At 70.8% G+C, this 22364-nt stretch carries 26 protein-coding genes and 1 tRNA gene; 13 read left to right on the forward strand and 14 right to left on the reverse strand.

All coding sequences use genetic code 11. The annotated features are described in order from the left end of the window. Positions 1-93: 93 nt before the first annotated feature. From EV292_RS02420 to EV292_RS02440, 5 genes are all read left to right on the forward strand, one after another. Positions 94-804: a ParA family protein gene (locus EV292_RS02420; RefSeq protein ID WP_132907578.1), complete on the forward strand. Its 711-nt coding sequence runs from the start codon at positions 94-96 to the stop codon at positions 802-804. 17 nt (positions 805-821) lie between these two features. After that, a complete protein-coding gene (locus EV292_RS02425) occupies positions 822-1190 on the forward strand; it encodes a hypothetical protein (RefSeq protein WP_243693563.1) in 369 nt (122 codons plus the stop codon). Continuing rightward, positions 1187-2398: a tetratricopeptide repeat protein gene (locus EV292_RS02430; RefSeq protein ID WP_132907580.1), complete on the forward strand. Its 1212-nt coding sequence runs from the start codon at positions 1187-1189 to the stop codon at positions 2396-2398. Before EV292_RS02425 ends, EV292_RS02430 begins: the two co-directional genes overlap by 4 nt. Before the next feature lie 70 nt (positions 2399-2468). Next, positions 2469-3260, forward strand: coding sequence for a TIGR04290 family methyltransferase (locus EV292_RS02435; RefSeq protein WP_132907581.1), 792 nt, complete (start codon positions 2469-2471; stop codon positions 3258-3260). A 30-nt stretch (positions 3261-3290) separates the two neighbouring features. Then, positions 3291-4208: a glycosyl hydrolase gene (locus EV292_RS02440; RefSeq protein ID WP_132907582.1), complete on the forward strand. Its 918-nt coding sequence runs from the start codon at positions 3291-3293 to the stop codon at positions 4206-4208. Here EV292_RS02440 and EV292_RS02445 read toward each other — a convergent pair. Next, on the reverse strand, positions 4183-4692 hold the full coding sequence (locus EV292_RS02445) for a DUF1003 domain-containing protein (protein WP_132907583.1): 510 nt from the start codon (positions 4690-4692) through the stop codon (positions 4183-4185). The two genes, EV292_RS02440 and EV292_RS02445, sit on opposite strands and share 26 nt — an antisense overlap. 38 nt (positions 4693-4730) lie before the next feature. On the opposite strand from EV292_RS02445, the gene EV292_RS02450 reads away from it, so the two are divergent. Then, positions 4731-5687 (forward strand): zinc-binding dehydrogenase, encoded by a 957-nt coding sequence (locus tag EV292_RS02450; protein ID WP_132908146.1) that lies wholly within the window; start codon positions 4731-4733, stop codon positions 5685-5687. Beyond that, on the forward strand, positions 5680-6681 hold the full coding sequence (locus EV292_RS02455; RefSeq protein WP_243693564.1) for a Gfo/Idh/MocA family oxidoreductase: 1002 nt from the start codon (positions 5680-5682) through the stop codon (positions 6679-6681). Before EV292_RS02450 ends, EV292_RS02455 begins: the two co-directional genes overlap by 8 nt. Positions 6682-6832: 151 nt before the next feature. Here EV292_RS02455 and EV292_RS02460 read toward each other — a convergent pair whose 3' ends face one another. From EV292_RS02460 to EV292_RS02465, 4 genes are all read right to left on the reverse strand, one after another. Further along, positions 6833-7954, reverse strand: coding sequence for an NADH:flavin oxidoreductase/NADH oxidase (locus EV292_RS02460; protein ID WP_132907584.1), 1122 nt, complete (start codon positions 7952-7954; stop codon positions 6833-6835). A gap of 288 nt (positions 7955-8242) precedes the next feature. Beyond that, positions 8243-8380 carry a hypothetical protein gene (locus tag EV292_RS22485; RefSeq protein ID WP_165926998.1) on the reverse strand — a complete coding sequence of 46 codons (138 nt, stop codon included), beginning with the start codon at positions 8378-8380 and terminating at the stop codon, positions 8243-8245. 111 nt (positions 8381-8491) lie between these two features. Next, positions 8492-8617 (reverse strand): hypothetical protein, encoded by a 126-nt coding sequence (locus EV292_RS23310; RefSeq protein ID WP_279432390.1) that lies wholly within the window; start codon positions 8615-8617, stop codon positions 8492-8494. Between the two features lie 156 nt (positions 8618-8773). Then, positions 8774-8850: transfer RNA gene (locus EV292_RS02465), tRNA-Pro, on the reverse strand. 159 nt (positions 8851-9009) lie between these two features. Here EV292_RS02465 and pnuC point away from each other — a divergent pair. After that, on the forward strand, positions 9010-9591 hold the full coding sequence (gene pnuC / locus EV292_RS02470; RefSeq protein WP_132907585.1) for a nicotinamide riboside transporter PnuC: 582 nt from the start codon (positions 9010-9012) through the stop codon (positions 9589-9591). Continuing rightward, positions 9588-10103 (forward strand): AAA family ATPase, encoded by a 516-nt coding sequence (locus tag EV292_RS02475; protein ID WP_132907586.1) that lies wholly within the window; start codon positions 9588-9590, stop codon positions 10101-10103. The genes pnuC and EV292_RS02475 overlap by 4 nt, the downstream gene beginning before the upstream one ends. A gap of 24 nt (positions 10104-10127) precedes the next feature. Here the strand turns inward: EV292_RS02475 and EV292_RS02480 are convergent, their stop codons facing one another. Beyond that, a complete protein-coding gene (locus tag EV292_RS02480; protein WP_347812570.1) occupies positions 10128-11105 on the reverse strand; it encodes an SH3 domain-containing protein in 978 nt (325 codons plus the stop codon). Between the two features lie 127 nt (positions 11106-11232). Here EV292_RS02480 and lepA point away from each other — a divergent pair, with 127 nt between their 5' ends. From lepA to EV292_RS02500, 4 genes are all read left to right on the forward strand, one after another. Beyond that, the gene (gene lepA, locus EV292_RS02485; RefSeq protein WP_132907587.1) at positions 11233-13044 is read left to right on the forward strand and encodes a translation elongation factor 4; all 1812 of its coding nucleotides are present in this window, start codon (positions 11233-11235) and stop codon (positions 13042-13044) included. Positions 13045-13398: 354 nt separating this feature from the next. Continuing rightward, positions 13399-14154, forward strand: coding sequence for a molybdate ABC transporter substrate-binding protein (gene modA, locus EV292_RS02490; protein ID WP_132907588.1), 756 nt, complete (start codon positions 13399-13401; stop codon positions 14152-14154). After that, entirely contained in the window at positions 14151-14834 is a 684-nt protein-coding gene (gene modB / locus EV292_RS02495) for a molybdate ABC transporter permease subunit (protein ID WP_132907589.1), read from the forward strand. Before modA ends, modB begins: the two co-directional genes overlap by 4 nt. Beyond that, positions 14824-15429, forward strand: a complete 606-nt coding sequence (locus EV292_RS02500) for an ATP-binding cassette domain-containing protein (RefSeq protein WP_132907590.1) — start codon at positions 14824-14826, stop codon at positions 15427-15429. The genes modB and EV292_RS02500 overlap by 11 nt, the downstream gene beginning before the upstream one ends. Positions 15430-15451: 22 nt before the next feature. On the opposite strand, the gene EV292_RS02505 is transcribed toward EV292_RS02500, so the two are convergent. Genes EV292_RS02505 through EV292_RS02540 form a run of 8 tightly spaced genes read right to left on the reverse strand, consistent with a single transcriptional unit; the run spans position 15452 to position 22334 of the window. Continuing rightward, positions 15452-15751, reverse strand: a complete 300-nt coding sequence (locus EV292_RS02505) for a hypothetical protein (protein ID WP_132907591.1) — start codon at positions 15749-15751, stop codon at positions 15452-15454. Then, a complete protein-coding gene (locus EV292_RS02510) occupies positions 15748-16749 on the reverse strand; it encodes a chemotaxis protein CheB (protein WP_132907592.1) in 1002 nt (333 codons plus the stop codon). The genes EV292_RS02505 and EV292_RS02510 overlap by 4 nt, the downstream gene beginning before the upstream one ends. Before the next feature lie 47 nt (positions 16750-16796). Beyond that, positions 16797-17237 carry a chemotaxis protein CheW gene (locus EV292_RS02515; RefSeq protein WP_132907593.1) on the reverse strand — a complete coding sequence of 147 codons (441 nt, stop codon included), beginning with the start codon at positions 17235-17237 and terminating at the stop codon, positions 16797-16799. 26 nt (positions 17238-17263) lie between these two features. Next, a complete protein-coding gene (locus tag EV292_RS02520; protein WP_132907594.1) occupies positions 17264-17638 on the reverse strand; it encodes a response regulator in 375 nt (124 codons plus the stop codon). Positions 17639-17669: 31 nt separating this feature from the next. Beyond that, positions 17670-18227 (reverse strand): chemotaxis protein CheD, encoded by a 558-nt coding sequence (locus EV292_RS02525; RefSeq protein WP_132907595.1) that lies wholly within the window; start codon positions 18225-18227, stop codon positions 17670-17672. Continuing rightward, complete coding sequence (locus EV292_RS02530; RefSeq protein ID WP_132907596.1) at positions 18224-19252, reverse strand: chemotaxis response regulator protein-glutamate methylesterase; 1029 nt, start codon at positions 19250-19252, stop codon at positions 18224-18226. Before EV292_RS02530 ends, EV292_RS02525 begins: the two co-directional genes overlap by 4 nt. Beyond that, the gene (locus EV292_RS02535) at positions 19249-20118 is read right to left on the reverse strand and encodes a CheR family methyltransferase (protein WP_132907597.1); all 870 of its coding nucleotides are present in this window, start codon (positions 20116-20118) and stop codon (positions 19249-19251) included. Before EV292_RS02535 ends, EV292_RS02530 begins: the two co-directional genes overlap by 4 nt. Beyond that, positions 20115-22334, reverse strand: coding sequence for a chemotaxis protein CheA (locus EV292_RS02540; protein ID WP_132907598.1), 2220 nt, complete (start codon positions 22332-22334; stop codon positions 20115-20117). The genes EV292_RS02535 and EV292_RS02540 overlap by 4 nt, the downstream gene beginning before the upstream one ends. Positions 22335-22364 lie beyond the last annotated feature (30 nt).

A 22364-nucleotide genomic window follows, 5' to 3' on the forward strand; every position in this document is an offset into this window, starting at 1 on the left:
GCCGCCTCCGACTGGTTCGCGGTCATCATTAACGCTTCGTCCACCTCGCGCTGGCATGCCCTGCGTCGAAACAATGGGGGACGAAGCGGCGACATGCGCGTACTCGCGATGGCATCGCAGAAGGGCGGATCGGGCAAGACCACGCTCTCGGGGCATCTGGCGGTGCAGGCGCAGCGCGCCGGCGCCGGACCGGTGGTGCTGATCGACATCGATCCGCAGGGCTCGCTGGCGGATTGGTGGAACGAGCGGCAGGACGAATTTCCCGCCTTCGCCCAGACCATCGTGTCGCGCCTCGCCGCCGACCTGGAGGCGCTGCGCGCGCAGGGCTTCAAGCTGGCGGTGATCGACACGCCGCCCGCGATCACCATGGCGATTCAAAGCGTCGTCCAGGTCGCCGAGCTGATCGTGATCCCGACGCGTCCGAGCCCGCACGACCTGCGCGCGGTCGGCGCCACCGTCGATCTCTGCGAGCGCTCGGGCAAGCCGCTGCTGTTCGTCGTCAACGCCGCCACGCCCAAAGCGCGGATCACCTCGGACGCGGCGATCGCGCTGTCGCAGCACGGCACGGTCGCGCCGATCACGATCCATCAGCGCACCGACTTCGCCGCGTCGATGATCGACGGACGCACCGTGATGGAGGTCGACCCGAAGGGCCGCTCCGCCGCCGAGATCGCCGAATTGTGGAGCTATGTCTCCGATCGGTTGGAGAAGAACTTCCGCCGCACCGTCTTCGCCGCGCCCAAGCCGGGCGCGACGCCGGCGCGGCCGCAGGGGGCGGGCTTCGGCCGCCGCGTGGTGGCCTGATGTTCGGGACCAAGCCGATGGCCGCGCTCAGCGCCGGGCTGCTCGCGCGCAAGGGCCAGGCGCGTCCGGCGATGCGCCGCGCCGACACCTTCACCGCGCTGGCGACGGCGGGCGATGATCTCGGCTGGAACGACATGGGCGAGACGACGCCCGCCACGCTGCCCCCGGTGCTCGCCGCGCGCGAGCGGCTCGCCGCCGCGGTGGTGACGCCGGCCGCTCACGCGGTGACGCTCGCGCCGGGCAAGCGCGTCGCCTTCACGCTGCGGCTCGACAGCGAGCGCCACCTCCGCCTCAGGCTCGCCGCCGCCGCGCGCGGGATGTCGGCGCAGGCGCTGCTGACCGAGGCACTCGACCGGATCGCTCCCGTACCGGCCGACGCGGCGTGAGACGCGTCGCGCTGATCGCCGCGCTGGCGGTGACGTTGCTCGGTGCGGGACTGGCCGAGCTGGTCGTCCCCGCTGCGGCGTCGAACGACTCGGCCGCGCGTGACGCCGACGCGGCGCGTCACGCCGACCGCGCGCGGCGTGCCATCGCCAAGCGGCGCTGGGTCCAGGCGGTGCGCGAGGCCGAGGTCGCGGTCGCCGACGCGCCGACCGACGCGGCGCATCGCCGCCTGCTCGGAATCGCCTATCTGCGTGCGGGCCGGTTCGGCTCGGCGGCACAGGCGTTCGACGACGCGCTGTCGCTGCGCCCCGACGATCCCGCCGCGGCGCTCCACCTCGCGCTCGCGCAGATTGCGACGGGGGCGTGGGAACGCGCGCGCGCGACGCTCGCCGCCCATGCGGAGGGGATCGCCGCGTCCGATCGCGGGCTCGCGCTCGCGCTCGCCGGCGATCTGCCCGGCGCGCTCCAGCTCCTGATGCCCGCGGTGCGCGCGCCCGAGGCCGACGCCAAGACGCGGCAGAACCTCGCTTTCACCCTCGCGCTCGCGGGACAATGGCCGCAGGCGCGGGCGCTCGCGGGCTATGACCTCGCCCCCGACGTCGCCGAGAAGCGGCTCGCCAGCTGGGCCGCGCTCGCCCAGCCGCGTGCCGCCTCGGATCAGGTCGCCGCTTTGCTGGGGATCACGCCGGCGGACGATCCCGGCCAGCCGCTGACGCTCGCGCTGGTCGCGCCGGTGTCGGTCACGCCCGCCTTGGGCCTCATGACGGCGGTGACCCAGATCGTCCCGCCGGTCGCGCCGATCATCTCCCAGATCGTCCCGCCGCCCGCGCCCACGCTCGTGCCGCCCGAGGCGGCGGCGGCGCCCATCTCGCCGGTGGCGGTGCCGCGCCGCGCCGCGCCGGCCGGACCGCGCCCGCTGACGCCGGGTATCTATTACGTCCAGCTCGGCGCCTATGAGAATGCGGCGGTCGCGCACGACGGGTGGCGCGGCGCGCTGCGCCGCTGGCCGGTGCTGGGGCGGTGGCGGCCGACCGGTATTCCGGCCGGGGGCGGCGTCTCGCTCTACCGGCTCTCGGTCGGCGCGATCGCGCGCGCCGACGCGATCCTGCTGTGCCGGGGTTATCGCGCACGCGGCGGGCGCTGCTTCGTCCGCACCGCGGCGGGTGACCGGCCGGCACCGTGGCGCGGGGTGCGACTGGCCGCGCGCTAAACAGCTATGTAGATGGAACACCGACACTTTTTGTTCGTTGGCGTAACGAACCGAGGGTGAAGGGGAACGGATGCCATCTGCCGGGGAGGGGCTGCGCGAGCGGGTCGACGCGCTCGCGCCATGGTTTCACAACATCGATCTCGGCGGCGGGCTGACCACCGCGCCCGATCACTTCCTCGGCGACTATCCGCGCGAGAAGTTCGCCGCCTTCGCCAGCTGCGTGCCCGACGATCTCACCGGCAAGTCGGTGCTCGACATCGGCTGCAACGCGGGTTTCTACTCGGTCGAGATGAAGCGGCGCGGTGCGGCGCGCGTCGTCGGGATCGACTGGGACGAGCGCTATCTCGCCCAGGCGCGGCTCGCCACCGAGACGCTCGGCTACGGTGACAGCGTCGAGTTCCGCCAGCTCTCCGTCTATGACGTGGCGACGCTGGGCGAGCGCTTCGACCTCGTGATCTTCATGGGGGTGCTCTACCACCTGCGCCACCCGTTGCTCGCGCTCGACCTGATCCGCGAGCATGTCGCGCGCGACCTGATGCTGTTCCAGACGATGCAACAGGGCTCGACCGGGCTCAGCGACGTGCCGGAGGATCATCCCTTCTTCCTGCCCGGCACCTATACGCCGCCAGCCTATTTCGATGATCCGGCCTATCCGAAGATGCACTTCATCGAGCGCCGTTTCGCGGGTGACTGGACCAATTGGTGGGCGCCCAACCGCGCCTGCTCGGAGGCGATGCTGCGCGCCGCGGGCTTCACCGTGGTGGCGCACCCGCAGGACGACGTCTATCTCTGCCGCGTCGCCGACGTGCCCTATGCGCAGCATGGGCCCGCCGCCGTCTATCCGGCCCAGCCGCGTGCATAAAGCAGCCACGAGCGTGAGGGGAATGAGCGCGTGATCGAAGCCGCGATGATCTGGAACGAGCCTAACAACAAGTCGCACTGGGACCCGGAGGTCGATCCCGACTGGAGCCTCTTCGCCGACACCGTCTCGCGCGCCGGCGCGGCGATCGCGTCGGTCAACCCCGATGTCACCCGCGTGCTCGGCGGCATGTCGCCGATCGATCCCCTGTGGGTGAAGCGGCTCGAGGCGCATGGCTGCCTCGACGCGGTCGACGTGCTCGCCGTCCACGGTTTCCCGCTCGACTGGAACCTGTGGTCGATCCACGACTGGCCCGCCAAGGTGGCCGAGATCGAGGCGGTCACCGACAAGCCGGTGTGGGTCACCGAGGTGGGCGTCGGCTCCTTCGGCGCGGAAGAGGTGCAGGTGTTCGGCGTCGAGAAGACCGCCGAGCTGCTGATCGGGCGCGTGCCGCGGATCTATTGGTACTCGCTGTTCGACCTGCCGCAGGAATGGGGCGCCACCACGCGCCACCGCGAGGCCGAGGGGTCGAGCTACTACCGCCACTTCTACATGGGGCTGATCCGCGCCGACGGCACGCCCAAGCCCTCGCTCGACAGCTACGCCAAGGTGGCGGGCGAGATGGGGCTGATGCAATGGTTCCATTTCGAGGACCCGCGGCTGGATGATGCCGTCGAGTGGATGAAGCGGCTGGGGACGAAGAAGCTGCGCACCGGGCTGAGCTGGGCCGACAGTTTCCGCCCCAACGCGGTCGACTGGTTCGACCGCCAGATGGAGGCGCTCGCCGACTTCGACACGACGGTCACCTTCTGCTTCACGCCCGAGCATCTCGGCATCCAGCCGCATCACACCAGCGCGGCGCGCGACCCGCAGGCGTTCGCGGACTTCTGCGCGTGGATGATCGACCGCTACGCGCCCGCCGACGTCACGCGCCAGGCGGCGCTGGCGTAACCCGGTCGAGCGTGTCGAGCACGTCCTCGGCGCGCACGTCGCGCTCGATCTCGGCGGTATCCTCCGGCGGCTCGACCCCGACCCGCTCGGCGATCCGCCGGACCAGCGCGGTGAGCCGCGACAGTTCGTGCTCGGCGAGCAGGTTGATGTGGAGGTCGAGGTCGGCGCGCGCCTGCGCCTGCGCGGCCATGCGGTTCTGGCTGATGAGGACGAAGGTGGACAGGAAGATCGCCTCTACCGACGCGATCATCGCCAGCACGACGAAGGTCGGGTCGAATTTGGGCGACAGCCACAGGTTCCACACGATCCAGCCGCCGAAGAAGGTCAGGTGCAGCGCGACGAAGGTCATCGATCCGGTGAAGGCGGTGATCCGCCCCGCCAGCCGGTCCGACCATGGCGCCGCGGCCTCCACCCGGCGCTGGCGCTCGGCGAGGCGGTGGATGTTGTCGGCGAGCGCGCCGTTGAGATCACGCGGTTCATTCATGGAAAGTCCAACGATTGTCGTATGATAATGGAAGCATGATGCCCGCCGCGGTGCTGGTGGCGCCGCGGCGGTTCGAGCTGCGCGATGCACCGCTGCCGCAGCCGGGCGCGGGCGAGGTGCGCGTGCGGCTCGAAGGCTGCGGCGTGTGCGCGTCGAACGTCGAGCCGTGGGAGGGGCAGCCGTGGTCGACCTATCCCAGCGAGCCCGGTGGCATGGGACATGAGGGCTGGGGCGTCGTCGACGCGCTGGGCGAGGGCGTCGGCGATGTCGCGCTCGGCGAGCGGGTGACGATGCTGTCCGCGCACAGCTTCGCGCGGTATGACGTGGCGGCGGTCGACCAACTGGTGCGGCTCCCGGCCGCGCTCGACGGGCGCGCCTTCCCGGGCGAGCCGCTGGCCTGCGCGATGAACATCTTTCGTCGCAGCGCGATCGAGCCCGGCCAGACGGTGGCGATCGTCGGGATCGGCTTCCTCGGCGCGGTGCTGACGAAGCTGGCGAGCGACGCGGGCGCGCGGGTGATCGCGATCTCGCGCCGGCCTGAGTCGCTCGCGCTGGCGACCCGCTACGGCGCCGCCGAGACGATCGCCATGGACGATCACTGGGCGATCATCGAGCAGGTGAAGCAGCTCACCGGCGAGGCGCTGTGCGCGCGCGTGATCGAGGCGGTGGGCAAGCAATGGCCGCTCGACCTTGCCTCGGCGATCACCGGCTTCGGCGGGCGGCTGATCGTGGCCGGCTATCACCAGGACGGGCCGCGCCAGGTCAACATGCAGGACTGGAACTGGAAAGGGATCGACGTGATCAACGCGCACGAGCGCGACCCGCGCGTCAACCGGCGCGGGCTGGAGGAGGCGGTCGAGGCGGTCGCGAGCGGGCGGATCGATCTCGCGCCGCTGCTGACGCACCATTACCCGCTCGGCGACCTCGATGCCGCGATCGCGGCGACGCGCGACAAGCCGCATGGCTTCGTCAAGGCGGTGATCGACCTTGGGTAGGGCGGCCAAGCCCCGCGTCGGCTTCCTCGGGACCGGCTGGATCGGGCGCCACCGCATGGCGGCGATGATCGCGAGCGGCTGCATCGAGCCGGTCGCCGTGTGCGAGCCCGGCGCGGACAATCTGCGCGAGGCGCTGGCGCTCGCGCCGGGTATGCGCGCGGTGGCGTCGCTGGACGAGCTGCTCGCGCTCGATCTCGACGGTGTGGTGATCGCGACGCCGAGCGCGCTCCACGCCGCCCAGTCGATCGCGGCGCTCGGGGCGGGCGCGGCGGTGTTCTGCCAGAAGCCGCTCGGGCGCGACGCGGGCGAGGCGGCGGCGGTGGTCGCGGCGGCGCGCGCGGCCGACCGGCTGCTCGGGCTCGATTTGTCGTACCGCTACACCGAGGGCGTGCGCCAGATCGGCGAGCTGCTGTCGCGCGACGCGCTCGGCCGGCTGTTCGCGATCGATCTCGTCTTCCACAACGCGTACGGCCCGGACAAGCCGTGGTTCTATGACAAGGCCCAGGCGGGCGGCGGCTGCGTGATGGACCTCGGCATCCATCTCGCCGATTTGGCAATGTGGCTCACCGGCTTCCCGGAGGCCGAGGTGACCGATGCCGCGCTCTACGCCGGCGGCGCGCCATTGGGCGACGGCGCGGTGGAAGACTATGCGGTCGCGACGGTGCGGCTCGGCGACGGCGTGACGCTGCGGCTGGCCTGTTCGTGGCGGCTCCACGCCGGGCAGGACGCCGTGATCGAGGCGGCCTTCTACGGGGCGGAGGGCGGCGCGGCGCTGCGCAACGTCGGCGGTTCCTTCTATGACTTCACCGCCGAGCATTTCCGCGGCACCGCGCGCGAGACGCTCGCGCTGCCGCCCGACGACTGGGGCGGGCGCGCCGCGGTCGACTGGGCCGAGCGGCTCGCGGCGGGCGCACGCTTCGACGAGGCTGCGGAGCGTTTCGTGCGCACCGCCGCGCTGCTCGACTCGATCTACGCGCGGGCGCGGGGCGCGTAGAGGCTGATCCACCCCGGTCGGACCGTGCTCCTGCGGAAGCAGGAGCCCAGTGCCGCAGACGTGACGCTCGTGGCTCTGGGCTCCTGCGTCCGCAGGAGCACGCCGCTAGTTCACATAAGCGGGATCGGCGGACCACACCGCCCCAACCCTCTCAGCTCTCCGCGCTGCCCTCGACGTCGAATAGCGAGCGATACTGGCGCGGCTGCGAGCGCAGATATTGGTCGGGCGCCTTCACGCGCCCGCCGAGATGCGCCGCGGCATGCCACGGCCAGCGCGGGTCGTAGAGGATCGTCCGCGCCAGCGCGATCAGGTCGGCGTCGCCGGTGCCGACGATCGCCTCGGCCTGCTCATAGTCGGTGATCAGCCCGACCGCGACGACCGGGATCGACACCGCCTGCTTCACCGCGCGCGCCAGCGGCACCTGATAGCTCGGGCCGACCGGGATCGTCTGGCGCGGGTCGAGCCCGCCGCTCGAGACGTGGATCGCCGCGCAGCCACGTGCCTCCAGCGCCTGGGCGAAGGCGATCGTCTGCTCGGCGTCCCAGCCGCCCTCGACCCAGTCGCTACCCGAGACGCGCATCGTCACCGGGCGATCGGCGGGGAAGGCGGCGCGCACCGCGTCGAACACTTCGAGCGGGAAGCGCAGCCGGTTCTCGAGGCTGCCGCCATAGTCGTCGTCGCGCCGGTTCGACAGCGGCGAGAGGAACTGGTGGAGCAGATAGCCGTGCGCGCCGTGCAGCTGCACCGCGTCGATCCCGAGCCGCGCCGCGCGCACCGCCGCCGCGGCGAAGGCGTCGCGCACGCGTGCCAGCCCGTCGCGATCGAGCGCGCGCGGCGGGGCGTCGTCGCGCCCGAAGGCGAGCGGGGAGGGGGCCATGGTCTGCCAGCCGTTCGCCCGATCGGGTGCGATCTGCGCGCCGCCCTTCCAGGGCAGATCGGTCGACGCCTTGCGCCCGGCATGCGCGAGCTGGATCGCGACCGGCATGTCGGAGTGGCGCCGCACCGAGTCGAGCACGCGGGCCAGCGCGGCCTCGGTGCGGTCATCCCACAGCCCGACATCGGCGTAGCTGATCCGCCCCTCGGGCACGACCGCGGTCGCCTCGATCGTCAGCAGCGCCGCGCCCGACATTGCGAGCTGGCCGAGATGGATCACATGCCAGTCGGTCATGCACCCGTCCTCGGCCGAATATTGGCACATGGGCGCGATGACGATGCGATTGGCCAGCGACAGGCCGCCGACGTTGAGGCTCTGGAATAATCTGGGCTCGCTCACGCGACACTCCTCGGTGATGAGCCGGGAATACGCATCAGCGCGATGTTGGTGCCGGGCCGGTGCGAGAGAGAATATTTACCCTGACGTGCGATTAACTACGCCTCACACGCTGGAGGACGAACCATGATCATCGCGGCAGGCTATGCGATCGGTGCCGGCTTCACGCTCGCGGCGGTGGCGCGCACCTGCTTGCGGCTGCGCCGCCAGCCCGTCCGCGCGATCGCCTGAGGCATGAGAACCGCGTCGTAACGTGACGCGGTCCGGGATTTGATATGGTGACGTCGCCGCTCAGGCGCGCGCGCTGGCAGCGCGATCGAACATCGCCGCCTCGACCGGGGTCAGGCCGGCACGCGGATCGTCGTTGACCCGCTTGGGCTGGGGAGCGGCAGTCTTGCTGCGGAACAGGCTCAAGGTCGTGCTCTTCATGGCTTCCTCGACAAGGGACGGGACATCCGTCGCTCGTTGTGCGGTGCAAAACCGGGCCGCTCGCGCTTGGTTCCCGTCCTCGCCACAGGAACATGGCCGACGTCGATCCGACTAGCTCGGATGCGCCTCGGATTCGGCGACCGCCCGCGACGATTCGGTCGGGATCGAGATGGAGGATTCGTCGCGCGCGGGCGCCGTCTCGGCGGGAAGCGGATCGTTCTCGGGCTGATCGGCCATCGTCATTCTCCTGCGGGACGGGGAGAACGCGCGAGCCGCGCTGACGGCCCCCGGAAGCAAGCGACGGCCTTGCCGGATCAGGGCGCGAGGTCCGGGATGAACCTGCGCCGCCTGTCTGATTGTCGCTTCGAAGAGGATCTCCGCGAGGGAGATGATTGGTCGGGGAAAGAGGATTCGAACCTCCGGCCCCTGCGTCCCGAACACAGTGCTCTACCAGGCTGAGCTATTCCCCGACCAGGGTGCCGTCCAGCCAGAGGCCGGCGACAGGGCGCGGCTTATATCAGCGGTTCGTCGGCGCGCAAGCGGCTATTCGCAGGGCGGCGACGATTGCCGGACGCGCCCGGTCAGCAAGCCTCTTGGCGACACCCGCCGGGGGTGAGTAGACCGTCGCCATGTCGCTGATCGAATGGGTCGCCACGCTGCTGGGAATCGCCTGCGTCGCGCTCGCGGCACGGCGCAGCCTATGGACCTTCCCCACCGCGATCGGCTCGGTGACATTGCTCGGCGCGGTGGTGTTCGAGCAGCGCCTCTACTCGGACGCGCTGCTCCAGCTCTTCTTCGTCGGCGCCAACCTCTATGGCTGGGCGACGTGGCGGCGCGCGCGGCGGCACGACGGGGACGTGGCGGTGGAGCGGCTCGCCGCGCCGGCGCGGCTCGGCTGGCTCGGCGCGATCGCGGGCGCCGCGATCCTGTGGGGCGCGGCGATGCATCGTCTCACCGACGCCGCTTACCCGTGGTGGGACGCGGGGATCGCCGCCGCCAGCGTGGCGGCGCAGCTGCTGATGGCGCGGCGCAAGCTGGAGAATTGGTGGCTGTGGATCGCGGTCGATCTCGCCTCGGTGCCGCTCTATCTCGCCAAGCAGCTCTATCTCTTCGCCGCTCTGTATCTCGTCTATCTCGCGCTCGCCACGATCGGGCTGATCGAGTGGCGGCGCGCGTTGTGCGGCACCGGCGCGCGCGTGGTGGCGGCATGACGCTGCGCACCATCTGCCTGCACGGGCCGGAGAGCACCGGCAAGTCGACGATGGCGCCGCGACTGGCGCGCCACTTCGATACGGTGTCCGTCGCCGAGTTCGGTCGCACCTATTGCGAGCGCTATGGCACCGATCTGACCATGGCGGACCTGGTCGTGATCGCGCACACCCAGGACATCAAGGCGCGCAAGGCGGTCGATGCGGGGGCGCATCCGGTGATCCTCGACACCGATCCGCTGATGAGCGCGGTGTGGGCGGACATGATGTTCGGCCGCCGCGATCCGTGGTTCGCGCGCTGGAACAATCTGGCCGATCTGTACCTGCTGTTCGACATCGACCTGCCGTGGCAGCCGGACGGCACCCGGCTGTTCGGCAATCGCACGGCGCGGCAGCGCTTCTTCGACCTGTCGCGGCGCGAGCTGGAGCGCCGCGGGGTGCGCTGGGCGCTGGTGAGCGGGCAGGGCAGCCGCCGCTACCTCAACGCGCTCGACGCGATCCACCGCGCGGGCTGACCCGCGCGGGGGCCGACCGGGGCGTCAGCGCGACGGCGCCAGCTTGGTGTTGAGCACCCAGCCGACATTGTCGTTCTCGTCCGCCACTTCCCACCACAGGTCGTTCTTCTTGCCGGTGGGATAGACGATCGCGCCGGCGGGAAGCGTGCGGATCACCTTGCCGCTCGCCTCGGCGGCGGCGCGCAGCGCCACCGGCGCCTGCGCGGTGAAGCTCTTCGCCGGGGCGGCCTCCGCGGTGCCCGTCGCGCCGGGGGTGACGAGCCCGAGCCCGGTCACCAGCTTGGAATAGGCCTGGATGAACGACAAAGTGATGACCCGGCCGATGTCGGTGCTGTCATAGCCGCCGCCGATCCCGCCGACCAACCCGGCCGCCCCGCCGCCGCCGAACGAGACGTCCTTCTTGGCGGCATAGCCTTCCTCGGTGGCCATCGTCTCGGTGGTGCGGACGTTGGTGAGCGAGAGCACGGTATTCGCCTCCAGCTTCTTGCTCTTGATGCCGCCGAGCAGCCCGCCGAGCGCCCCGCCCAGCGCCGCGCCGACCCCGCCCGCCACCGCATTGCCGCTGACATTCTCGTTGGCGCCCTGCACCTCGGCGACGAGCACGTAATCCGCCGCCTTGATCTGGCCCTGGCCGGTGTTCGACCCGCGCTGCAACCCCAGGTTGGCGCCGATCGCCCGCTCGCGCTCGGCCGCGCTCAGCCCGCTGCCGCGATCGACCAGGCTGAAGCAGCCCGAGCGCTGCACCAGCACCTTCAGCAGCTTGGAGGGCGGGGCCAGGCTCCACTTGGTCCAATAGGGATCGTCACCGTCGACGATCGACAGGCTGCCGAGCTTGCGCGTGCAATGCGGTACGTCCGCGGCGGTCTGTTCCTGCAGCCGTTGCCCGCTCGACGCCTTGGCCAGCTTGTCGGCTCCCGCCGCCGACGCCCCCAAAGGCGCGCCGGTGAGCATGAGAGCTGCCGCCGTACCGGCCAGAGCCGCCGACAGGTTGCGCGATATCATCGTCCCCGATCCTCCGTTGCTCCCCTCATTGTAGGACGACGGCGGCAGCGGCGACGCGACGGAACGGGCGCGAACTCCGGCGAATGGCTGGCGCGCCGCGCCGCGCTGCGCTAGGCACCCGCGGATCATGGCCACCCCGCTCGACACGATCCGCAATTTCTCGATCATCGCCCATATCGACCACGGCAAGTCGACGCTCGCCGACCGGCTGATCCAGGCCACCGGCGGGCTCACCGATCGCGAGATGAGCGAGCAGGTGCTCGACAATATGGAGATCGAGAAGGAGCGCGGGATCACGATCAAGGCGCAGACCGTGCGCCTGTCGTACAAGGCGCAGGACGGCCAGACCTACACGCTCAACCTGATGGACACGCCGGGCCACGTCGACTTCGCCTATGAGGTCAGCCGCAGCCTCGCCGCCTGCGAGGGCGCGCTGCTGGTGGTCGACGCGGCGCAGGGGGTCGAGGCGCAGACGCTCGCCAACGTCTATCAGTCGATCGAGCACGACCATGAGATCGTGCCCGTGATCAACAAGATCGATCTGCCCGCCGCCGAGCCCGAGAAGGTGCGCGCCGAGATCGAGGACGTGATCGGCCTCGACGCTTCCGAGGCAGTGCTCGCCAGCGCCAAGTCGGGGATCGGCATCGCCGACATCCTCGAGGCGATCGTGCGCAAGATCCCGCCGCCCAAGGGTGACGCCGACGCGCCGCTCAAGGCGATGCTGGTCGACAGCTGGTATGATCCGTATCTCGGCGTCGTCATCCTGGTGCGCGTGATCGACGGCACGCTGCGCAAGGGCCAGCAGGTCACCTTCATGCAGGCGGGGACGCAGCATCTGGTCGACCGCGTCGGCTGCTTCCGCCCGAAGATCGAGCAGCTTACCGATCTCGGTCCGGGCGAGATCGGCTTCATCACCGCGCAGATCAAGGACGTGGCGATGGCGCGCGTCGGTGACACGCTGACCGACGCCAAGCGGCCCGCGGCGGAGGCGCTGCCGGGCTTCAAGGAGGTCCAGCCGGTCGTGTTCTGCGGGCTGTTCCCGGTCGACGCCAACGACTTCGAGAAACTGCGCGAGAGCATCTCCAAGCTGCGGCTCAACGACGCCTCGTTCAGCTTCGAGATGGAGACCAGCGCCGCGCTCGGCTTCGGCTTCCGCTGCGGCTTCCTCGGGCTGCTCCATCTCGAGATCATCCAGGAGCGGCTGACCCGCGAGTACGACCTCGACCTGATCACCACCGCGCCCTCGGTGGTCTATCAGATCGAGCTGACCCATGGCGGCGGGCATGTCGAGCTGCACAATCCGGCGGACATGCCCGATCCCAACAAGATCGAGAGCATCAGCGAGCCGTGGATCGAGGCGGTGATCTACGTGCCCGACGAATATCTCGGCTCAATCCTGAAATTGTGCCAGGACCGCCGCGGTATCCAGAAGAACCTCACCTATGTCGGCGGGCGCGCGCAGGCGACCTACGAGCTGCCGCTCAACGAGGTGGTGTTCGACTTCTACGATCGGCTCAAGTCGCTGTCGAAGGGCTATGCCAGCTTCGACTATCACCAGATCGGGTACCGCGAGGGCGACCTCGTCAAGATGTCGATCCTGGTCAACGAGGAGCCGGTCGACGCGCTCAGCATGATCGTCCACCGCGGCACCGCCGAGGTGCGCGGGCGCGGCATGTGCGAGCGGCTCAAGGAGCTGATCCCACGCCATCTGTTCAAGATCCCGATCCAGGCGGCGATCGGCGGCAAGGTGATCGCGCGCGAGACGATCAGCGCGATGCGCAAGGACGTCACCGCCAAATGCTACGGCGGCGACGCGACACGTAAGCGCAAGCTGCTGGAGAAGCAGAAGAAGGGTAAGCTGAAGATGCGCGAATACGGCAGCGTCAGCATCCCGCAGGAAGCCTTTATCGCGGCGCTCCGCATGGGCGACGAGGGCTGAGGCGAGGGCGTCGCCGACCGATGAGGTAGCGACGCCGCCGTCATCGCCGGGGTAGCGGGAGCATCACCTCGTCCGATTTACCTCATTCTCCCGTCATCCCGGACTTGGTCCGGGATCCACTGTGCCGCTTACTCCACACGCGTTGCTCTCGCGTGAGGGTGGATCCCGGACCAAGTCCGGGATGACGGCGGTGGGTGAGCGTGCGCGCGGACCAACCCAGCGCGCGGCTCTTCCATAGCGCTCGGCAACGACAGCCTACCACGCCGCGTCGCCCGCAGATCTCCGCGCCCCATCCGCCGTCACCGATCGAGCCCGCTTATTGTATCCGCACGGATACGGTGCGATGGCATCCTCATGCGTGTCCTCCTCTCGCTGTTCCTGCTGCTGTTGGCCGGCCCCGCGCTGGCGCAGGAGCGCGCCGCGCCGCTGGTGCTCGCCGCCGCCAGCCTGCAGGAGGCGCTGAGCGACGCCGCCGACGCCTGGTCCGCCCAGGGACACCCGCGCCCGGTGCTCTCCTTCGCCGCCTCCTCGGCACTGGCGCGGCAGATCACCGCGGGCGGCCACGCCGACCTGTTCGCCTCGGCCGACACCGACTGGATGGACGAGGTCGAGCGCCGCGGCCGGGTCGTCGCCGGCACGCGCGCGGTGCTCGCGCGCAACCGGCTCGTGGTGGTGGCGCGCCCCGGCACGCCCGACGTGAGCGCGACCCGCGGCGCCGCGCTGGCGCGTCGGCTCGGTGCCGCGCCGCTGGCGATGGCCGACCCGGCGGCAGTGCCCGCGGGCAAGTACGGCGAGGCCGCGCTGCGGACGCTCGGCGCCTGGGACGCGGTGAGCGGCCGCATCGTTCGTGCCGAGAACGTCCGCGCCGCGCTGGCGCTGGTAGAGCGCAGCGCTGCGCCTTACGGCATCGTCTACGCCACCGACGCGCGCGCCTCGACCGCGGTGCGCATCGCGGGCGTCTTCCCCGCGGCGAGCCACGCGGCGATCGTCTACCCCGTGGCGCGGCTCGCCGACGGCCCGGCGCCGCGCGAGGCCGAGGCGTTCCGCCGATTCCTGCTGTCGCGCGCCGGGCAGGCGATCCTCGCGCGTCGCGGCTTCGCGCCGCGGTGAGCGACCTCGCCGCGATCGTGCGGCTGACCGTGTTGGTCGGGGGCACCGCGACGCTGGCGACGCTGCCGCTCGCCTTCGCGCTCGCCTGGGTGCTGGCACGCTGGCATTTCCCGGGCAAGGTGCTGCTCGACGGGCTGATCCACCTGCCGCTGGTGGTGCCGCCGGTGGTGACCGGCTGGCTCCTGCTGCTCGCCTTCGCGCCCAGCGGACCGATCGGCGGCGCGCTCGAACGCTGGTTCGGTGTCTCGGTGCTGTTTCGCTGGAGCGGCGCCGCGATCGCCGCGGGGGTGATGGCGTTGCCGCTGATGGTGCGCGCGATACGTCTGTCGCTCGAGGCGGTCGACCGGCGGCTCGAGCAGGCCGCGCGCACGCTCGGCGCGGGGCGGTGGCGCAGCTATGCGACGGTGACGCTGCCGCTCGCCGCGCCGGGGATCGCGGCAGGGGCGGTGCTCGGCTTCGCGCGCTCGATCGGCGAGTTCGGCGCGACCATCACCTTCGTCTCCAACGTGCCGGGTGAGACGCAGACACTGCCGCTCGCGATCTACGCGGCGCTGCAGACGCCGGGCGGTGAGGCGGCGGTGTGGCGGCTCGCCGCCGCGTCGGTCGCGCTGTCGCTCGCGGCGCTGGTGACGGCGGAATGGCTGGTGCGGCGCACGGGGCGGGGCGTTCGTGTCCTTTGACGTCGATGTCACCGCGGCGCGGGGTGGCGCCGTCGTCGGCGCGCGCTTCGCGGTGGAGGAGGGGCTCACGGTGCTCGTCGGCCCGTCGGGCGTGGGCAAGACCAGCGTGCTGGACATGATCGCCGGGCTGCTGCGGCCGCTGCGCGGGCATGTTCGCGTCGGCGGGCGGACGCTGTATGACTCCGCCGCCGGGATCGATCTGCCGCCGGAGCGGCGTCGCGTCGGCTATGTCTTTCAGGACATGCGGCTGTTCCCGCACCGTCGGGTGCGCGCCAACCTGCTGTACGGCGCGCGCGACGCGGCTCGGCTGGCCGAGGTGGCGGCGATGCTCGACGTGGGTCACCTGCTCGACCGCTGGCCGCGCACGTTATCGGGCGGGGAGGCACGCCGGGTGGCGATCGGACGCGCGCTGCTGAGCGACGCGTCATTCCTGCTGCTCGACGAGCCGCTGTCCTCGCTCGACCCGGCGCGGCGCGAGGAGGCTGCGCGCGCGATCGAGCGGGTGCGCGACGCGCGCGCGGTGCCGATCCTGATGGTCACGCACGACCGCGGCGAGGCCGAGCGGCTCGGCGACCGCGTGATCGCGATCGGCTAGGATCCGACCCTCGCCGCGCCCGTCAGGCCGCGGCCGATGGCTGCTCGAGCGTGGCCAGGGTCGCGCGGAGACGGTCGACCATGTCCTGCAACGTCACCACGCCGAGGTCGGTGTCCGACGCACCGTCGACGCGCAGCAGCGTGGCGACCGCGAGCTGGATCTGCGTGACATAATCGATCCGCTGGATGCTCGCCATGTGGCGGCGCAACGTCTCGCCGTTGCTGCCGAGATCGTAGGCGAGCTCGTTGAGTTCGTTCGAGGCGAACACCAGCTCCTCGGCCAGCGCCAGCGCGAGCGGTCGCGCGATCGCCCCCCCGCTCATTTCGAGCACATCTTGAGCACGCCCGTGACCAGCGCGTCGCTCGCGACCGGCTGCGACACCATCCCGCGCGCCAGCGTGTAGCCGCCCTCGTCCGACGGCGAGAAGGCGTAGCCGCCCGCCGCGTTGAGCGCCTTGAGCCCGCCGGCGCCGTCCTCGTTGGAGTCGAGCAGCAGCACGCCCACCGCGTTGCTCGCCGCCGCCTTGGCGGCCGAGGCGAACAGCAGCGAGATCGAGGGGCGCTCGCCCGCGACCGGGTCACGCGGCAGCAGCCGCAGCGTGCCGTTGGGCCAGCTGTCGATCACCAGATGCGCGTCGCCGTGCGGGGCGAGATAGATCGTGCCCTGCTCGGGCTTCATCCCGTCCGCCGCGACCACGACCTTGGGCGCGACCTGCTCGGCGAGCTTCTCCGCCATGCTCTCCACCAGCCCCGGGCCGAGATGCTGCACCACCACCGTGGGCGGGCAATTGGCGGGGAAGGTCGAGAAGAGGTCGAAGATCGACTTGGTGCTCGACGCGTCGCCGCCGACCAGCAGCAGGCGGCCGTTCCAGTCGATCGGGGGCGCCTTGGCGGTCTTGGGCGGTGCCTTGGGCTTGATGTCGGCCTTCTTCGCGGCCTTGAGCCGCTTGGCGAGCTTGGCGATGATCGCGTCCAGCTCGGCGGGGGCGGCGACGCGCGGCTTGGGGAAACAGTCGATCGCGCCGAGGCGCAGCGCCTCGATCGACTCCGCGGCGCCGTCCTGGGTGCGCGTTGAGAACATGATCACCGGCATCGGCTTGGTGTCCATGATCTCGGCGAGATATTCGAGGCCGCTCATGCCCGGCATCTCGACGTCGAGCGTCATCACGTCGGGCCAGGTCGAGGCGACCAGCTCGCGCGCCTCGGCCGCGCCGTCGGCCATGCCGACCACCTCCACGCCCGGGATCCGCTCCAGCGCGCCCGAGATCAGCGCGCGCATGGTCAACGAGTCGTCGACCACCAATACTTTCGTTCCAGCCATGACCCCGTCCTAGGCGCTAATCGTAAACGTAACTTTTATCACACCGATCAGGCGGCATCCGCCATCACGCTGCGCTCGACCAGCCGCTCGAGCGCGAGCACCAGGATCAGCCGCTGATCGATCGTCGCCAGGCCGTCGAGGAACTGCGCCGCGGCCGCGTCGCCCATGTCGGGCAGCGGCTGCATGTCCTCGGTCTGCACCGTGACGATGTCGTTCACCGCGTCGACGATGATGCCCTGGAGCTGCTCGCCGATGCGCACGACGATGATGACGTGGCGCGCGGTCGGGTCGGTCACGCCCCAGCCGAGGCGGTGGCGCAGGTCGAGCACCGGCAGCACCACGCCGCGCAGGTTGACGACGCCGCGCACGTGGCTGGGTACGTTGGGCAGCGGCGTCGCGGGCGACCAGGCGCGGATCTCGCGGATTGCCATGATGTCGACGCCCAGATGCTGGTCGCCGAGCTGGAAGGTGATGAGCTGACGGGACATGGGTGGCTCCTCGGTTACGCTGGAGATCAGTGCAGCACGCGCCGGATCGCGGCGGCGAGCTTCTCGGGGTGGAACGGCTTGACGATCCAGCCGGTGGCACCGGCGTCGCGCGCGCGCTGCTTCTTCTCCTCCGAGCTCTCGGTGGTGAGCACCAGGATCGGCAGCGAGCGGCGACCGTCGGCGCGGACCTGCTCGATCAGCCCGAAACCGTCCATGCGCGGCATGTTGATGTCGGTGATGAGCAGGTCGGGCTCCTCGTCGGGGTCGAAATTCTGCAGCGTTTCCAGCGCATGCACCCCGTCCTCGGCCTCGACGACATTGTAGCCGAGATCGGTCAGCGCCGCGCGCAGCAGCATCCGCATGCTGGGCGAATCGTCCACGGTCATGATCGTCTTGGTCACTGGAAGCGGCTCCTGGGAGAATCGGGGGTCATCAGAAGAATTCGACATTGCCGACGTCGCCGGCGAGGGCGGGGACCTGGGTCGGCATCGGGCGGGTCACCGCGGGCGGCGCGCCCTCGGTCACGACACGGCACCGCGCCAGTCCGAGCGCGGCACGAAATTCGACGCGGCGCGCGCCATTGCCGCCGACGTCCTCACCCACCAGCGGGATCTTCTCGTCGCGCAGGAAGCGGCGCGCGAAGGCGATATTGTCGCCGCCGATGTCGCGAAAGCCCGAGCGCATCGTCGCGCCGCCGAAGATGCGCGCCTTCATCCGCGACCGCACCGCGCCCATCGAGAGCATGGCGTTGATCAGCACTTCCATGGCGTAGACACCGTAGCGCTGCATCGAGGCGGGATCGGACACATTGCCCTCGGCTAGCAGGTAATGGTTAATACCTCCCACCCGTGCGAGCGGATCGTAGAAGCAGGCGGCGACGCAGCTACCCAGAACGGTGGTCAGCACCACGTCCTCCTGGTCGCTGACGCGCGTCTCGCCCTGCGCCACCGTCACGCGGCGGAACCCGTCGCGAAAGGTCAGGCTGTTCATGCGCGACATTCCTGTAACAGGCGGGCGGCGATGCGACGCAGCGGCAGTTGCTGGACCACCGCGCCGATGCGCTGCGCGACCGCGGGCATGCCGTAGACCACGCTGGTCGCCTCGTCCTGGCCGATCGTCACCGCGCCGGTGTCGCGCAGCGCCAGCATGCCCTCGGCGCCGTCCGCGCCCATGCCGGTCAGCAGCGCCGCGACCGCGTCGGCCCCGGCGCAGCGCGCCACCGATCGGAACAATGTGTCGACCGAGGGCTGGTGCCCGCTGACCTTGGGCCCCTGGATCAGCCGGCAATGACGCTTGCCGTTGCTCCCGGCGATCTCCAGGTGGCGGTCGCCGCCGGGGGCGAGATAGACCTTCCCCGGCACCAGCGGCGCGCCCGCGCGCGCTTCCTCGACGCTCGGCTTGCACAATCGGTCGAGCCGCGCGGCGAAGCTGGCGGTGAAGCTCGCCGGCATGTGCTGCACGATCACGGTCGGCGGGCAATGCGCCGGGAAACCGGAGAGCAATTCGATCAGCGCCTCGACGCCGCCGGTCGACGCGCCCACCGCGATCATCGCCTGGTCGCGCGGGCGATAGTCCGCCTCGACATGCTCGCTCCGCACGGGCGCGGGGACCGCCGGCGCCAGGCGGCGGCGCGTGCCCGATGCCGCGCGCACCAGAGCGGGGAGGCGGATCGCCTCGCCCTCGCGGCGCAGCGCGAGCTTGTCGAAACATTCGAACGCGCCCAGCTCGAGCGCGGCGATGCTCGCCTCCGCCCCCTCGGACGTCAGCGTCGACAGCATCACCACCGGGGTGGGGCGCAGCCGCATCAGCCGCTCGAGGAAATCGAGCCCGTTCATCCCCGGCATCTCGATGTCGAGCGTGACGACGTCGGGATCGAGCTCCTTGATCTTGGTGCGCGCCTCCTCGGCGCTCGCGGCGGTGCCGACCACCTCGATCGCTGGGTCGGCCGACAGCGTGCGCCGGATCAGCGCCTGCATGGTCAGCGAGTCGTCGACCACCAAGGTGCGGACGGTCATGCCGCCACCTTCAGATAAGCGGTGCGCCCAACGCTCTCGAACCGGTGCGCGACATCGTCGGCGAGCCGCTCCGAATGACCGATATAGAGCATTCCGCCCGTCTCCAGATGGTCGGCGAGCCGCGACTGCAGCCGTGCCTTGGTGGGTTCGTCGAAATAGATCATCACGTTGCGACAGCAGATCGCGTCGAAGCGACCGCGCATCGGCCAGGCACCGAGCAGGTTGAGCGGGCGAAAGGCGATCGCGTCGCGCAGCAGCGGATCGACCGTCTGGCGCTCGCTCGGCCCGCTCAGCCAGGCGTTGCGCAGCGCCGGGGGCACCGTGCGCAGCGTCGCCGCGGGGTAGATCCCCGCGCGCGCGGTCGCCAGCACGCTCGGCGAGACATCGGTCGCGAGCAATTTGAGGTCCGCGCGGAGCAGCCGCTGCGCCGCCGTGCGGTCGGGACCCAGCGCCGCCATCAGCCAGCTATAGGGTTCCTCGCCGCTGGAGCAGGCGGCCGACCACAGCCGGACGCGCCCGCCGCTCTGCAACCGCTGCGACAGCCGCGGCCACATGCGCTCGACGAAATCGTCGAAATGGTGGCTCTCGCGGAAGAAGGCGGTGTGATTGGTGGTGATCGCGTCGAACATGCGGAGGCGCTCGTCCTCGTCCTGTTCGATCAGCCGGACATAGGCGCCGACGCTGTCCAGCCCGCAGGCGCGCACCCGCGGGGCGACGCGGCCATAGACCAGCTGCGCCTTGCCCTCGGGCAGCAGGATGCCGAGCTCGTCATAGACGAGGCGCGCGATCGCCTGATGGTCGGCGGGCACGAAGTGGAACTCGCGCTTCAGTGCCGACTCGGGCGGGAGGACCGCTGCCGCGGTCATGCCGCATGCGCCAGCGCGGGCGGTCGCGCCGCGCGCACGCGATGCGCGGTGAGCGCGTCGACGTCGATGATGAGCGCGACGCGCCCGTCGCCCAGGATCGTCGCCCCGGCGAGGCCGTCGATCGCCTGATAATTGGCCTCCAGGCTCTTCACCACGACCTGGCGCTGGTCCTGGATCGAGTCGACCAGCAGCGCGGCCTGGCCGTGATCGGCCTCGACCACGATCAGCACCGCATTGGCGGGGTCACGCTCGCCGCCGCCCAGACCGAGCTGCTCGGCCACCGGATAGATCGGCACATAGGCACCGCGTACATCGAGCACCGCGCCGTCGACGCCGATCGCGGTGACCGCGCCGTCGGTCGGGCGCAGGCTCTCGACGATATGGCTGAGCGGGATCACGAAGGTCTGGTCGCCGACGGTGACGATCATGCCGTCCACCACCGCGAGCGTCAGCGGCAGGCTGAGCGAGAAGCTCGACCCCGAACCGAACTTCGACTGGATGCCGATGCGGCCGCCCAGCGCCTGGACGTTCTTGCGGACCACGTCCATGCCGACGCCGCGGCCCGAGATGTTCGACACCGTCGCCGCGGTCGAGAAACCGGGCGCGAAGATGAGGTTGTCGATCTCCTCGTCGCTCAGCACCGCGTCGGGCAGGATGATGCCGCGCTCCACCGCCTTGGCGCGGACGCGCGCGCGATCGATGCCGCGCCCGTCGTCGCTGACGGTGATGACGATCCGCCCGGAATGATGCGCCGCGGACAGCGTGACCACGCCCTCGGCGGGCTTGCCCGCGGCGAGCCGCTCCTCGGGCGTCTCCAGCCCATGATCGACCGCGTTGCGGATCAGATGGGTGAGCGGCTCGCCGATGCGCTCGACCACGGTCTTGTCGACCTCGGTCATCTCGCCCTCGATGTCGAGGCGGACGCGCTTGCCGGTCTCCCCTTCCAGCTCGCGGATGATGCGGGGCACGCGGCTGAACACCGTCTTCATCGGCTGCGCGCGGATCGCCATGGTCGACTCCTGCAGCTCGCGCGTCAGATGGTCGAGGTCGGTCAGTTCCGAGATGCCCGCCATGTTGTTCTCGCTCAGCCGTTGCGCCAGCATCGCCTGGGTGATCACCAGCTCGCCGACCAGATTGACCAGACGATCGAGCTTGTCGAGGTCCACGCGGATCGTCTGACCCACGGCGGCGGGCGGCGCGGGCACTGGCTTGGCGGCGGCGGCGATCGGGGCGGGCGCGGGCGCCTTGGCGGGTGCCTTGGCCGCGGCGGGTGCGGCAGCGACCGGCGTCGGTGCGGCGACCGGAACCGGAGCGGCGACGCGCTCGGGCGCGGGGGCCGGCGGCGAGGCGAGCGACGGCGCCGCGCCGCGCGACAGCGACACCGCGCAACCGTCGGTGAACTCGAACACCGAGCGGATGTCGTCCTCGTCGACGCTCGCCGGCACCGCGATCTCCCAGGCGAGATAGGCGACCTCGGGATCGATCGAGGCGAGGGGAGGAAGGCTCGACGTGTCGCACGCCACCACCCGGCCGCCCATGCGCGCCAGCTCGCGCAGCAGCAGCAGCGGCTCGCCGCCATTGTCGAGCGCGTTGGGCGTCGGACGGAAGTGAACCAGCCAGTCGCGCGGGGCGTCGGCCACCGGCTCGTCCGCCGCGACCGCGAGATCCGCCTCGGCCGGCGCGGCCGGCGCGGCGGCGGGCGTGACGTCGTCGAGCAGCGCCATCAGGTCGTCGAAGTCGTTGGCGAGGTCGACCGGCGCGACCGCGAAGGCGATCTCGTCGCCGGCGCTCGCCGCCTCGGCCGCGGGGGCCGCGGGAGCGGCGGCGGGCGCCTCGTCGTCGCCGTTGGCGGCGGCGATCAACCGCGCGAGCATCACCGCGTCGTCGGGCGCCTCGCCCGAATCGCGCGCCGCCGCGACATGGTCGGCGAGCATGTCGAAGGCGGCGACGATCAGGTTCGTCAGCGCCGGGGTGAGCGTCAGCGCGCCGCTGCGCAGCAGGTCGAGCAGCGTCTCATATTGGTGAGTATAGGCCTGGAGCCGCTCATGACCGAACGCGCCCGCGCCACCCTTGATCGAGTGAACCGCGCGGAAGATGCCGTTGATCGTCTCGGCGTCATATTGGTCGGACCGGAGCGCCGCGAAGGCGCCCTCCATCCCGGCCAGTCCTTCCTCGCACTCCTGGAAGAAGATCTGCTGGATAGCGTCGAGATCCAAGGCTTCTGCTCCTGTGAACCGGGGCCGCGC

The organism is Sphingomonas sp. BK235 (assembly GCF_004345855.1).
Taxonomy (GTDB): domain Bacteria; phylum Pseudomonadota; class Alphaproteobacteria; order Sphingomonadales; family Sphingomonadaceae; genus Sphingomonas.

Coding starts and splice junctions, on each gene's coding strand:
- EV292_RS02420 (WP_132907578.1), top strand. CDS start 94: ATGCGCGTACTCGCGATGGCATCGCAGAAGGGCGGATCGGGCAAGACC.
- EV292_RS02475 (WP_132907586.1), top strand. CDS start 9,588: ATGACGCTGCGCACCATCTGCCTGCACGGGCCGGAGAGCACCGGCAAG.
- EV292_RS22485 (WP_165926998.1), bottom strand. CDS start 8,380: ATGAAGAGCACGACCTTGAGCCTGTTCCGCAGCAAGACTGCCGCTCCC.
- EV292_RS02505 (WP_132907591.1), bottom strand. CDS start 15,751: ATGAGCGGGGGGGCGATCGCGCGACCGCTCGCGCTGGCGCTGGCCGAG.
- EV292_RS02450 (WP_132908146.1), top strand. CDS start 4,731: ATGCCCGCCGCGGTGCTGGTGGCGCCGCGGCGGTTCGAGCTGCGCGAT.
- pnuC (WP_132907585.1), top strand. CDS start 9,010: ATGTCGCTGATCGAATGGGTCGCCACGCTGCTGGGAATCGCCTGCGTC.
- EV292_RS02510 (WP_132907592.1), bottom strand. CDS start 16,749: ATGGCTGGAACGAAAGTATTGGTGGTCGACGACTCGTTGACCATGCGC.
- lepA (WP_132907587.1), top strand. CDS start 11,233: ATGGCCACCCCGCTCGACACGATCCGCAATTTCTCGATCATCGCCCAT.
- EV292_RS02425 (WP_243693563.1), top strand. CDS start 822: ATGGCCGCGCTCAGCGCCGGGCTGCTCGCGCGCAAGGGCCAGGCGCGT.
- EV292_RS02515 (WP_132907593.1), bottom strand. CDS start 17,237: ATGTCCCGTCAGCTCATCACCTTCCAGCTCGGCGACCAGCATCTGGGC.
- EV292_RS02480 (WP_347812570.1), bottom strand. CDS start 11,105: ATGATATCGCGCAACCTGTCGGCGGCTCTGGCCGGTACGGCGGCAGCT.
- EV292_RS23310 (WP_279432390.1), bottom strand. CDS start 8,617: ATGGCCGATCAGCCCGAGAACGATCCGCTTCCCGCCGAGACGGCGCCC.
- EV292_RS02535 (WP_132907597.1), bottom strand. CDS start 20,118: ATGACCGCGGCAGCGGTCCTCCCGCCCGAGTCGGCACTGAAGCGCGAG.
- EV292_RS02530 (WP_132907596.1), bottom strand. CDS start 19,252: ATGACCGTCCGCACCTTGGTGGTCGACGACTCGCTGACCATGCAGGCG.
- EV292_RS02435 (WP_132907581.1), top strand. CDS start 2,469: ATGCCATCTGCCGGGGAGGGGCTGCGCGAGCGGGTCGACGCGCTCGCG.
- EV292_RS02525 (WP_132907595.1), bottom strand. CDS start 18,227: ATGAACAGCCTGACCTTTCGCGACGGGTTCCGCCGCGTGACGGTGGCG.
- EV292_RS02445 (WP_132907583.1), bottom strand. CDS start 4,692: ATGAATGAACCGCGTGATCTCAACGGCGCGCTCGCCGACAACATCCAC.
- modA (WP_132907588.1), top strand. CDS start 13,399: ATGCGTGTCCTCCTCTCGCTGTTCCTGCTGCTGTTGGCCGGCCCCGCG.